The following is a 12,031-nucleotide window of genomic DNA, read 5'->3' as shown; positions in this document are numbered from 1 at the left end:
TCGGAGATTGCAATAGCGGGAATCACCACATTTATTAGCACAATTGACACAATCGTGCAGGACAGGCCTCAAAAAGCTGGACAGGAACCGTTTGTAGATTAAAATGGCGCCCAATTTGGATTCCCCACAAGGGAGTCTCGATCCCCTTTTCACAGATCCATAAAATTAGGAGAAGCCGCATGAGCGGTGCTACCACCACCAATACGGAAGTCGCCATTCCCGAATTCAAGCAGATCATGGGCCACCCTGCTCCGCTGTGGATGTTGTTCATGACAGAATTCTGGGAGCGCTTCGCGTTCTACGGCATCCGCTGGGCACTCGTGCTCTATGTCGTCGCCCAGTTCCACAACGGCGACCCATCCGGCCAATCCGCCGCCAACCTCGTGTACGGCTCCTACCTCGCGCTGGTGTACGCCGCCGCGCTGTTCGGCGGCTATGTCGCCGACCGCGTATTGGGCTACCAGCGCTCGATCCTGGTCGGCGCCGCCTTCATGTCGGCCGGCCTGTTCATGATCGCATTCCCCAACGAGACCGTGTTCCAGTTCGGCCTGGCCACCATCATCGTCGGCAACGGCATGTTCAAGCCGAACATCTCGACCATGGTCGGCAAGCTGTATAGCGTGGCCGATACCCGCCGCGACTCCGGCTTCACCATTTTCTACATGGGCATCAACTCCGGCGCGCTGGTCGCACCGGTGCTGACCGAGTGGCTGGCTGCCACCGTCTTCGGCCACAACGGCATGCCCGCTTACAAAGTGGTGTTCATGTCGGCCGGCGTCGGCATGTTGATCAGCCTTGTGTGGTTCTTCATCGGCCGCCGCAACCTCAAAGGCATCGGCGCCCCGGATGCGTCCAACGCCGATCCGAAGCGCCTGCTGTACGTGATCGTCGGTTCGCTGTTCGTGATTCCGGTCGTGTACTTCCTGCTGGCCGCCGGCGCCAACAAGCTGCAGGCCGTGCTGTCGGTGCTGTTCGTGCTGCTGTCGGTGATGCTGATGGTCGAAGGGATCAGGAACGGCAAAGTGGCGCGCGACAAGGTCATCGCCATGCTGGTGATCTTCTTCTTCAATATCATGTTCTGGATGTTCTTCGAGCAGGCGGGCAGCTCGTTCACCTTCCTGGCCGAGAACATCATCAACCGCAAGATGTTCGGCGACTGGATCTTCCCGGTGGCGTGGTTCCAGACCGTGAACTCGCTGGCGATTATCGCCTTCGCTCCGGTGATCGCCTTCATCTGGGTCATGCTGGGCAAGAACAACCCTTCGATCCCGCGCAAATTCGGCCTGGGCCTGCTGTTCAACGGCTCGGCCTTCGGCCTGCTGATGTACGCGCTGTCGATGCTGGTCGATATCGACAACAAGATCCCGTTCTGGACCCTGTTCATGGTCTACGTGCTGCAATCGGTCGGTGAACTGTGCCTGTCGCCTATCGGCCTGTCGATGGTGACCAAGCTGGCGCCTACCCGCCTGGTGGGCCTGGGCATGGGCGGCTGGTTCCTGTCTACCGGTATCGGCAACAACCTGTCGGGCATCTTCGCCTCGGCGGTCAGCGGCGAAAGCGGCATGTCGGTGACGTCGGCGCTGTCCGGCTACACCTTCGGCTTCTGGTCGCTGATGGCGGGCGGCGTGCTGCTGTTCCTGCTCGCACCGTTGATCCAGAAGCTGATGCACGGCGTGAAATAAAAAGCCAGACTATGAAAAACGGCGCTTGATTCAAGCGCCGTTTTTTTTATTTGATCGGATGCGCAAGCAGCCAGGCTTGCAGCGTGTCGCCGGCGTCCTGCGGCAGGTGCAGGCCCAGTTTCGAGCGCCGCCACAGGATGTCCTGCGCGGTGCGCGCCCATTCGTAGCGGCGCAGGTATTCCACTTCCGCCGCGTACAGACCCGGCGCGATCTCGTCGCCCATCGTTTCAATGCCCTCTTTCTGCGCCAGCAGCGTGTGGATGCGCGTGCCGTACGCGCGGGCATAGCGCATCGCCAGCAACGGCGGCAGCCAGCTGTAGCGGGCGCAGACCCCGTTCACCCAGGTGTCGAATTCCTTGACCGAACGGTTCTGCGGCTCTGCGCCGAACAAGTCGCCGCCCGGCAGGCAGGCGTTGTGGGTCCAGCCGCCGTGGCGGTTGCCCAGCGTCTTGGCGATCTGGTCGACCGCCTCCTCGGCCAGCTTGCGGAAGGTGGTGATCTTGCCGCCGAAAACGCTGAGGATGGGTGCGCCGTCGCTGTCGACCTCCAGCCGGTAGTCGCGGGTGACGGCCTTGGCGTCCGCGCCATCCTCCACCAGCGGACGCACGCCCGAGTAGGTCCACACCACGTCGTCCGGCACGATGGGCTGGACGAAATACTCGCTGGCCAGCTGGCACAGGTAGGAGATTTCATCCGCGCTGATGGCGACCTGGTTGGCGTCGCCGTGATAATCGAGATCGGTGGTGCCGATCAGCGTAAAGTCGCGCTCATACGGAATGGCGAACACGATGCGGCCGTCGCGGTGCTGGAAGATGTAGGCATTGTCATGCTCGAAGATGCGCCTGACGATGATATGGCTGCCCTTGATCAGCCGCAGGTGGCCGCCGCCCTCCTTCGGCACCGCCGCATGCAGGAAGTCCGCCGTCCACGGCCCGGCCGCGTTGACCACGAAGCGGGCATTGACGCGGATGTCGCCGCAGCCGGCCTTGTGCAGCGCCGCCTCCCAGCCGCCGGTCTTGCGCACCAGCGCGGTGCAGGCGGTCTGGGTCAGGATGGTCGCGCCCTTCTCGCAGGCGTCGATGGCGTTCAGCACCACCAGCCGCGCGTCGTCGACCCAGCCGTCCGAATAGATAAACCCGCGCCGGAATTCCGGCTTGAGCGGCTTGCCCGCCGGGTGGCAGCGCAGGTTGATGCCGGCCGACGCGGGCAGCAGCTCGCGCTTGGCCAGCAGGTCGTACAGCATCAGGCCGGCCCGTATCATCAGCGCCGGGCGCTGGCCTTCGGCATGCGGCATCACGAAGCGCAATGGCCACATGATGTGCGGCGCGGCGCGCAGCAGCACTTCGCGCTCGATCAGCGCCTTGCGCACCAGGTTGAATTCGTAGTACTCCAGATAGCGCAGGCCGCCGTGTATCAGCTTGGTGGAAGCGGACGACGTGTGCGAAGCCAGGTCGTCCTTCTCGCACAGCACCACCGACAATCCCCGCCCCGCCGCATCGCGCGCGATGCCGGCGCCATTGATGCCGCCTCCCACCACCAGGACATCGCAATCGAGAGTGTGCTGCGGTTCCGCCATGTCTTCCCCGGTAGAGCAAATAGATATAGATACCTAGTACGTTACGACAAAATCACCATTAGTCATAGGGCTGAGCGGCCATATTTGCAGAAAATAACACTTTCTTCTTGCTTACTCTTTAAGTGTGGCCAAATTTTGATGGTCTATAATCCGGTAACCGATGCAACCGTGAGACTGAGTTTTGACTGCTTCCCCCATCGATTTCACCAAGTGGCTCACCCGCCGTAATGCCATCCGCGGCTTCATCCTGGCCGGCGTCGCCGCGCTGGTGGCCGGCGCCCTGCTGCTGGGCTACCTGCTGCTGTACGTGGCCCCCAACCTGCCGTCGCTCGACGTCATCACCGACTACCGGCCCAAGATCCCGCTGCGCATCTACACCGCCGACAACGCCCTGATCGGCGAATTCGGCGAGGAACACCGCGATTTCGTGCCGATCAAGGACATCCCCGAGATGATGAAGAAGTCCGTGCTGGCGATCGAGGACAAGCGTTTTTATGAACATAATGGTATCGACTGGCGCCGCGCGCTGGGCGCCGCGCGTGCCAACCTGGGCGGTGCCATGCGCCAGGGCGGCTCCACCATCACGATGCAGGTGGCGCGCAACTTCTTCCTCACGCGCGAGAAGTTCTACGGCCGCAAACTGAATGAAGTCATGCTGGCCTATAAGATCGAGGCCGCGCTGACCAAGGAACAGATCCTCGAGCTGTACATGAACCAGATCTACCTGGGCCAGCGCTCGTTCGGCTTCGGCGCGGCGGCGCAGGTCTATTTCGGCAAGTCGCTGAAGGACCTCGATGTCGCCGAGATGGCGATGCTGGCCGGCCTGCCGCAGAATCCCGCCCGCCACAACCCGGCCGTCAATCCCAAGCGCGCCAAGCAACGCCAGCACGTGGTGCTGAAGTCCATGCGCGAGCTGAACTACATCACCGAAGACCAGTACCAGAAGGCGCTGCACGAGACGCTGCACGTCAGCCACAAGGGCCAGGAATTCGACACCCACGCCGAGTACGTGGCCGAGCTGGCGCGCCAGGTGGTGTATGCGCAGTTCAAGGAAGATTCGTACACCAAGGGCATCAGCGTCTACACGACGATCCTGAAGGCCGACCAGAACGCCGCCTATGAGTCGATGCGCCGCAATGTGTTGAACTACGACCAGCGCCACGGCTACCGCGGCCCGGAAGCCTTCATCACGCTGCCGGCCGGCGAGGACGAGCGCGACGACGCCATCGAGGAAGCGCTGCAGCGCCGCCCGGGCAGCGACCGCCTGATACCGGCCGTGGTGCTGGAAGCGGGCCCCAAGGCGGTCAAGGTGCAGAACCCGTTTGGCGAGGAAATCACCATCACCGGCGACGGCCTGAAACTGGCGTCCAACGCGCTGAGCGAGAAGGCCAAGGACACTGTGCGCCTGCGTCCGGGCGCGGTGATCCGCATCATGCAGGACAAGAAGGCCTGGAGCATCACCCAGGTGCCGCAGGTATCGGCGGCGTTCGTGTCGATGGACATGGTCAGCGGCGCCTACCATGCGATGGTCGGTGGCTTCGATTACAACCTGCAGAAGTTCAACCACGTGACGCAGGCCTGGCGCCAGCCCGGTTCGTCGATCAAGCCTTTCGTGTATTCGGCGGCGCTGGAAAAAGGCTTCTCGCCGGCGACGATGATCAACGACGTGCCGCTGGACCTGACCGGCGCGGAGACCGGCAACGAGCCGTGGAGCCCGAAAAACGACGACGGCAAGTTCGACGGCCCCATCACCATGCGCCGCGCGCTGGCGGAATCGAAGAACGTGGCGTCGGTGCGCATCCTGCGTTCGATCACCGTGCCGTTTGCGCATAACTACCTGGGCAAGTTCGGCTTCGACCTGTCCAAGCATCCGAAAAACCTGACCATGACGCTGGGCACCGGCTCGGTCACGCCCAACCAGTTGGCCGGCGCCTACGCCGTATTTGCCAACGGCGGCTACACGGTGGAACCCTATTTGATCGCCAAGATCGTCGACGGCAACGGCAAGCTCATTTCCGAGGCCAAGCCGCGCACCACGCTGCCCGACGACGCCCGCGTGCTCGATCCGCGCAATGCCTTTGTCATCGACGGCATGCTGCGCGAGGTCACGCGCTCGGGCACCGGCGCGGCCGTGGGCAAGCTTGGCCGCGCCGACCTGGCCGGCAAGACCGGCACCTCCAACGACGCGGTCGACGGCTGGTTCGCCGGTTACGGCGGCGGCATCGTGGCGGTGTCGTGGATGGGCTTTGACGATTCCAAATCGCTGGGCGGCAAGGAGTTCGGCGCGACGGCGGCGCTGCCGATCTGGATCGACTACATGAAGGTGGCGATGCAGAATCGTCCGGCGCAAGAACGCCAGGTGCCGACCGGCCTGACCCAGGTGGGCGGCGAATGGCTGTACGACGAGTTCACCGGCGACGCCGCGCGCCACTCGCTGGACATGGACGAAGCCGACGCGGTGCCGGGAGCGGAGAACGTCACGCCGCAGCCTACGGGCGCAACGCCACCGCCACCACCGCCGCCATCTAACTAAGGGGCGAGATAGCCGCGCATCATGCGCACGGCACTATCGGCAAACTGGTCCGGGCTGACATCGGCAGCCCGGTACTTCCAGCGCTTCACATACCAATCCTGGAACATGGCCATCACGTGCGCGGCCAGCAGTTCCGGCTTGCCTTCCGCCCGCCGCGGCATCTGCGCGATCACCCCGGCGATCAGCGCCTGCACATGCAGCTCCGATTCCTTGGCCGTGTTGCGCTGAGCCGCCTGCAGCACGCGCGAATCCATGAAGACGAAGTAGAACCACGGCTGCAAGATCTCCGACACGTAGATCGACGCCCGCACCAGCGCTTCCAGCTTGTCCAGCGGGTCGGTGACGTCCTCGAACATGCGCGGCATTTCGTGGGTGGCGTGGCGCACCACGTCCTCGATCATTTCCGCCAGTTGGTCCTTGCCGCTGATGTAGCCATACAGGCCGCCCATCGACAGCCCCGTCTCTCGGCACAGGTCGCGCAGGTTCATCGCGCGGAAGCCGACGTCGTTGGCCAGCTTGAAGGTGGCGCGGAATATCTTTTCCAGATTTTCCAGCGCAGGTTTGCGGCGCTTGACCGTGATGCGCCCGGCATTGTGGTCGAGCAGATAGGCCCAGATATTTTCGCCGTCCAGCGGCGTCATCGCCTGGAATTGTTGGAAGTCGAATTGTGCCTGCAAGGTTGTCTCGATGTGATTTTTGGTCCGATTATAGCGCAGGAAAACAACTCCGCTCAGCAGGAATGCAATTTGGCTCCGCAGGCCTAGCGTGCGGACTGCAAGGCCAACGGCTCGGTGCTACATTTTACTGACCGGGACGCATATCCGGATCACAAAATAATCGGAGACCACAAATGCAAAAACGCTTCTGGAAGATCGTCGCGATCTGTCTGATCGCCCTCACCTCGCTGCCCGCCCCGTCCTGGGCAGCCGGCTACACGCAGACCAGATACCCGATCGTGCTGGTGCACGGCCTGTTCGGCTTCGACAGCGTGGGCCCGGTCGACTACTTCTACGGCATCGCCTCGGCGCTGCGCAGCGGCGGCGCCGACGTCTATGTGACGTCGGTGTCGGCGGCCAACAGCACCGAGGTGCGCGGCGAGCAGCTGCTGGTGCAGGTCAAGCAGATCCTGGCCGCCACCGGCGCCGCCAAGGTCAACCTGATCGGCCATAGCCATGGCGGCCCGACCGCGCGCTACGTGGCATCGGTGCGGCCGGACCTGGTGGCGTCGGTCAGCAGCGTGGGCGGCGTGAACAAAGGCTCCAAGGTGGCCGATGTGCTGATCGGCGCCGTGCCGAATGTGACCTACAGCCTGGCCAACGCGGTATCGGGCTTGATCAGCTTCCTGTCCGGCAGCCCGACCTTGCCGCAGAACGCGCGCGCGGCGGCGACCTCGCTGAGCACCGCCGGCACGCTGGCGTTCAACAGCCGCCATCCGGAAGGCGTGCCGACGTCCGCCTGCGGCGAAGGCGCGTACCAGGTGAACGGCGTGTCCTACTTCTCGTGGAGCGGCGCCCAGCCGTACACCAATGTGCTCGACGCCAGCGATCCCGTGCTGGCGCTGACCGCGATCGCCTTCGACGGCGCCAAGAACGATGGCCTGGTCAGCAGCTGCTCCAGCCACCTGGGCCGCGTGATCCGCGACGACTACGCATTGAACCATCTCGATGAAGTCAATCAGCTGATCGGCATCACCAATCTGTTCGAGACCAGCCCGGTGACCATCTTCCGCCAGCAGGCCAATCGCCTGCAGGGCCTGGGACTGTAAGGAGCGGGCAATGAACACAAACGCAAAACTGTCGTGGATCATGGCGCTGGCCGCCGTCCTCGGTGCCGGCCTGTATCTGACGCAGGCGCGCAACGAGGCGCCAACGGCGCCGGCCAAACCCGCCGATGCTAATTATTTTGCGTTTGTGCGCTCGATGGAGGGCACGCGTCCCGACGGCGATATCCGCCAGGACGGTGCCGACAAGCTGGCCGTCAACGCCGAACTGGCCTACCTGTTCGACTACTACCTGGCGGGATTGGGCGAGAAGCCGCTGGACGCGATACGCACCGAAATCGGCCGCGAGCTGGATCGCCGCCTGAGCGCGAAACCGGCGGCGCAGGCCAGGCGGTTGCTGGACGCCTACCTGGCCTACAAGCGCGCGCTGGTCGACGTCGAGCGCGGCCTCCCGCTGGTGGCGGATCAGGCGCAGGGCGCGCGCCAGCGGATGGACGCGATGCGCCGCCTGCGCCTTGCCTACTTCAGCGCGGAGGAAGCCGAAGGCCTCTTCAGCGCGACCGACGCCTACGACCTCGATGCGCTGGCACGGCTGGAAATCAACAACGACAAGAGCCTGACCGACGCGCAGCGCAAGGAGCGCATCGCCGCGCTGGACGCGCGGCTGCCGCAAAAAGTACGCGAGGAACGTGAAGCGCCGACCAAGGTGCTGCGGTTGGAGGAATCGGTGGCGCAGGCGCGCGCGCAAGGAGCTGGCGACAATGAGATCTACCGCATGCGCTCAAGCGCCCTGTCGCCCGAAGCCGCCGCGCGGCTGGCCGACGTCGACCGCGAGGAAGCCGACTGGCAGCGCCGCATCGCCGCCTACCAGGCGCAGCGGCAACAACTGCAGCAGCAAAACCGCTCCGATCCCGCCGCACTGCAGCAACTGCGGGACAGCGGCTTTACCGGCGACGAGCAGAAACGGCTGGCAGCATACGAATAATGCTTGGGAATTAAGCAGTGCTACGGGCGACCCAGGCGGGATTGGCGATCATGGCGCGGGCGCGGGCATGCGCGGCTTTGTCGGCCTGGCCGCAGTGGTCCCAGGCGGACGCCAATCCGTTCAACGCCTGAGCGGAGCGCGGTTGCAGGCTGACCGCTCGTCCGTAGGCCCGGGCCGCGTCGGCGAACTGGCCGCACGCCAGCGCGGCGCGTCCCAGTCCGCTCCACGCCTCCGCATCCTGAGGACAGTGTGCGGTGGCCGCGGCAAAGCTGGCCACGGCCTGGCTCCACGAGGACTGCATCTCATGCATGCGGCCCAGCCACAAATGCGGGTTGACCGGCGGCTTGGCAAGATGGGTGAGCGCCATCAGGCGCCGGGATGCCTGCTGCCAGTCGCCGCGCGATAGTGCCAGGACGCCGTAGACCGCGTCGGCCCAGGCGCCTCCTTGCTGCACCAGGGGGAATTCCCGTACCAGCGCCTCGCATGCGGTGCTTTGACCGGCCAGCAGCAGTTGTTCCGCCAACGCGATACGCACCGGCAGCGCGTCCGGGAAGCGCTCGCTCAGCGCGCGCATTTGCGCAATGCCATCATCGCGGCGCCCGCGCTGCAAGGCCATGTTGGCAAGCGCGAGGCGGGTTTCACATTCAATTGACCTGGCAAACGCCAGTTGCGGACCGAAGTCGGGCAGTTCCAGGCCCTCGCCCTCGAACAGGGCCGGATCGATGGGCGCCGCATCGGGGGTGAGCGCAATTTCGCCCTGCCTGATGGGCGGCGGCAGCGTCGTCCCCGGCGCGGCGACGATCTCGGGCCGCGAGGTAAAGGCTTCGTCGACGACGCTGCCGTCCAGCCCCGCGGGTAGCGGCAAGCCTGCGGCGGCGGCCAGCGTGGGCAGCACGTCGCAAGCGTTGACCGGTCCGATGGTACGGTCGCGCGCGATGCCTGGACCAGCCATGATGATGAAGCCGCCGTTCGCCGGCGTACCGTTCGACATGACCGCGCACAGGGCGCTCGGCCCGGCCAGCTTGAAGTAGCGTCCGCAGACCAGATCGAGAAAGTGGTAGCAGCGCGCCATGCTGAGCTGCACGGCGGCGGCGTCCTGTTGTCCTTCCAGCAGCGCCGCCACCGCCGCCGGCAGCGCTAGGCGCAGCATCAGCAGCCTGGCATCGCGTTGCTCCAGCATGGCGGTGCCGATCGCGTGCAGGGTCACGCACTGTGCCAGCGCCGCCGCCATCGCCGGGGCCAGCAGGTTTTTTGTCGCGTCCGCGAAATCGCCCAGCAGGAAGCCGATATCGCGCGCGCCAAGGTCCTCCGGCGCCATGCGCAGCTCGTGCACCAGCTCGCGCAACTCGGGTGGATGGACCGCGTCCGGCGCCAGCGGCCACGCTCTTCCGTCGCCGTCCGGCGCCATCTCCACACCCGGCGCGAACGTCTGCCCGTGGCGCAGTTGCAGGGCGCGGGTGCCAGGCCAGCCCACCACGGCCGCGCTGCGCCCTGCCGCGTCGGCCCAGTGCCAGGCCGCCGGGGTGCGCAATGCGCCGGCGCCGGCGCTTTGCGCGAAGAGCGAATCAGGCAGCAATTCCAGCGGGTGCAGCAGGCCGTGCCGGTCCGGCAGCGTGCCGCTGGCGACGCTGGCCCAGCCGCTGTCGGCGCAGGACGGCAGTGGAAAGTCGAGCCGGCCGCAAGCGCCGGCGTCGATCAGCGACGACAGCATGGGCAGCATGCCGCGCTCGGCCAGCTGCTGCAACAGGCTCCAGTCCATGCCGTCGATGGCCAGCATCAGCAAACGCGGTTCAGATGGCAAGGGCATAGCTGGAGGTGGTTTGTATGAGTTCAGCGCCGGAGCGGCGCGCCATGCCCAGCGTGGCGCGCGATTCGTCGTTGCAGTGGAAGCGGCAACGCGCCAGTCCCCGTTCCAGCAATACCACGCTCGACGCCTGCAGCAGCATCAGCGCGGGCCAGCCATTGCGGTAACGCGGGTGCGTGAGCCACAAGTCGACCGCCGGCAAGCCCTGGTCGCGATTGCACAGCAGGAAGCCTATCAACTGCCCGTCCAGCATCAGCGCAAAGGACAGGGCCGCGTTTTGCGGATCGTCGCAGGTTTGCTCGAAGTGACGCAACAGGTCGGGGCGCGGCTTAAAGCTGTGCAGCGCATGCAGCTGGGCCGCCGCCTGCCAATGGCGGGGCTGCAGCGGTTCGGCGCGCGCCCCGACCGGCAGGCGGCCGGCCGCCGAGAGGCGTTCGAGAAAGTCGGTGCAATGCAGATGGCCGGCCGCGGAATCGGCTTCGAAATAGTAGAGGGTGCGGCGGCGCACGGCGCCCATGCGGGACAGGAAAGGTGGCGCCTCGCTATCGGTCCACTCATGCCAGCTATGCAGATAGTCGACATCCCAGCGCGCGGCAAGCGCACGCAGGGCGCCCAGCAGCGCGCTTCCGACGCCTTGCCCGCGTCGCGAGGGCAGCACGAAGATGCCGGCGCGCAGGCCGGGCATGCGATTATCCTTGGAGTCGACCGAAAACGCGGCAACGCCGGCGACGCCGTCCATCCCGGGGTGGAACGCGACCAGGATCGCTTCCGGAGGCACGCCCTGGTTGGCCAGGTAAGGCATCAGGGCGAATGCCAGGTCGACTTCGCCGCCACGCGCCGTTCGGATCTGCAAACCGCTGCCCGTGTCAAGCCCGCGCGCGGCGGCGGCGCGCCGCCCGGATGGCGCCGCGATAGGCGCCCAGGCCAGCCAGGCCGGTGGCGAGCATTGCCAGCGACGACGGCTCGGGCACCGGGCTGATGGAGGCCGCAGCCCCTGCAACGACGGCAGCACCGGTATTGTCATAGCCCACCGCGTTGATGTAGGTAGCGTACTCGCCGCTGAAAGAAACAATCGTAGCGTCCACCCATCCATAGTTGACCTGGGTGCCGTCAAGGAACGAGAATGGCAGCAGGACGGCAAAACCAAGACTATTTTCAACTTGCCTGTGGTTCGCGTAGAGGTCTTGGTCGTGCATCTCGTAATTCACTGACTGCGCAAGCGTGCCGCAAGAGCCCCTCTTGCAGTCGCCGCCGTTTGGGTACACCTTGGTGTAAACAATAGTTTGATGGGTATAGGCCAATCGCTCCGATGGCAGCATGTCCAGCGCTGGGCCGATCAGGCTCCCGGGCGCAACACTATTTCCGACACCCAAGCCACTGGCGTAAATACCCGTGTCGTACAAGTCGACCGGCTGCAGTGCGCTGGTGGGAGGCTGGGTGGTTCCTGTGTAGATATCCGCCTTGGTGTAAGTGTAGTCGATCGTGCCGTTGTGATCGACATCGAACGAGTTGGTCAAGTACTTGTCCTTGCCCACCGTGGTCTGGACGCCAGAGTATGGTAAAGGGTTGTTGAATTCATGGGTGACGATGACGTCGGCGCCGGCGCTTGCGGCGGACATGGCTAGTACGGCGGCGGCGCCAGCCTTGTACGAGATGGTCGGTTTTGCTGGAGCTTTGGTGTGGTTTGGCATAAGGGTTCGGTGCGGTACTGTAATTCTTGCTTATTTTATA

9 protein-coding genes are annotated in these 12,031 nt (G+C 64.7%); 4 read left to right on the top strand and 5 right to left on the bottom strand.

From position 1 onward, the window contains the following. The first annotated feature begins 179 nt into the window (after positions 1–179). Positions 180–1,682 (top strand): peptide MFS transporter, encoded by a 1,503-nt coding sequence (locus tag ACCD07_RS03910; protein WP_353398041.1) that lies wholly within the window; start codon positions 180–182, stop codon positions 1,680–1,682. Between the two features lie 46 nt (positions 1,683–1,728). Here the strand turns inward: ACCD07_RS03910 and glpD are convergent, their stop codons facing one another. After that, entirely contained in the window at positions 1,729–3,258 is a 1,530-nt protein-coding gene (gene glpD / locus ACCD07_RS03905) for a glycerol-3-phosphate dehydrogenase (RefSeq protein ID WP_413446571.1), read from the bottom strand. Between the two features lie 181 nt (positions 3,259–3,439). On the opposite strand from glpD, the gene ACCD07_RS03900 reads away from it, so the two are divergent. Continuing rightward, positions 3,440–5,791, top strand: coding sequence for a penicillin-binding protein 1A (locus ACCD07_RS03900; protein ID WP_413446570.1), 2,352 nt, complete (start codon positions 3,440–3,442; stop codon positions 5,789–5,791). Here ACCD07_RS03900 and ACCD07_RS03895 read toward each other — a convergent pair. Next, positions 5,788–6,468 (bottom strand): TetR/AcrR family transcriptional regulator, encoded by a 681-nt coding sequence (locus ACCD07_RS03895; protein ID WP_413446569.1) that lies wholly within the window; start codon positions 6,466–6,468, stop codon positions 5,788–5,790. The genes ACCD07_RS03900 and ACCD07_RS03895 overlap by 4 nt on opposite strands. A 173-nt stretch (positions 6,469–6,641) precedes the next feature. Between ACCD07_RS03895 and ACCD07_RS03890 the strand changes: the two genes are divergently transcribed. Then, a complete protein-coding gene (locus ACCD07_RS03890) occupies positions 6,642–7,556 on the top strand; it encodes an esterase/lipase family protein (protein WP_176650411.1) in 915 nt (304 codons plus the stop codon). A gap of 10 nt (positions 7,557–7,566) precedes the next feature. Further along, positions 7,567–8,496: a lipase secretion chaperone gene (locus ACCD07_RS03885; RefSeq protein ID WP_413446568.1), complete on the top strand. Its 930-nt coding sequence runs from the start codon at positions 7,567–7,569 to the stop codon at positions 8,494–8,496. Positions 8,497–8,506: 10 nt separating this feature from the next. On the opposite strand, the gene ACCD07_RS03880 is transcribed toward ACCD07_RS03885, so the two are convergent. Genes ACCD07_RS03880 through ACCD07_RS03870 form a run of 3 tightly spaced genes read right to left on the bottom strand, consistent with a single transcriptional unit; the run spans position 8,507 to position 11,991 of the window. Further along, positions 8,507–10,297, bottom strand: coding sequence for an alkaline phosphatase family protein (locus ACCD07_RS03880; RefSeq protein WP_413446567.1), 1,791 nt, complete (start codon positions 10,295–10,297; stop codon positions 8,507–8,509). Continuing rightward, positions 10,287–11,153: a GNAT family N-acetyltransferase gene (locus tag ACCD07_RS03875; protein WP_413446566.1), complete on the bottom strand. Its 867-nt coding sequence runs from the start codon at positions 11,151–11,153 to the stop codon at positions 10,287–10,289. The genes ACCD07_RS03880 and ACCD07_RS03875 overlap by 11 nt, the downstream gene beginning before the upstream one ends. A 13-nt stretch (positions 11,154–11,166) precedes the next feature. Next, the gene (locus tag ACCD07_RS03870; protein ID WP_176650407.1) at positions 11,167–11,991 is read right to left on the bottom strand and encodes a PEP-CTERM sorting domain-containing protein; all 825 of its coding nucleotides are present in this window, start codon (positions 11,989–11,991) and stop codon (positions 11,167–11,169) included. Between the last annotated feature and the right edge of the window lie 40 nt (positions 11,992–12,031).

The organism is Duganella sp. Dugasp56, from assembly GCF_047304105.1.
Taxonomy (GTDB): domain Bacteria; phylum Pseudomonadota; class Gammaproteobacteria; order Burkholderiales; family Burkholderiaceae_D; genus Rugamonas; species Rugamonas hordei.
This window is presented reverse-complemented; position numbering and strand designations above follow the sequence as displayed.

Coding starts and splice junctions, on each gene's coding strand:
- ACCD07_RS03870 (WP_176650407.1), bottom strand. CDS start 11,991: ATGCCAAACCACACCAAAGCTCCAGCAAAACCGACCATCTCGTACAAG.
- ACCD07_RS03890 (WP_176650411.1), top strand. CDS start 6,642: ATGCAAAAACGCTTCTGGAAGATCGTCGCGATCTGTCTGATCGCCCTC.
- ACCD07_RS03910 (WP_353398041.1), top strand. CDS start 180: ATGAGCGGTGCTACCACCACCAATACGGAAGTCGCCATTCCCGAATTC.
- glpD (WP_413446571.1), bottom strand. CDS start 3,258: ATGGCGGAACCGCAGCACACTCTCGATTGCGATGTCCTGGTGGTGGGA.
- ACCD07_RS03885 (WP_413446568.1), top strand. CDS start 7,567: ATGAACACAAACGCAAAACTGTCGTGGATCATGGCGCTGGCCGCCGTC.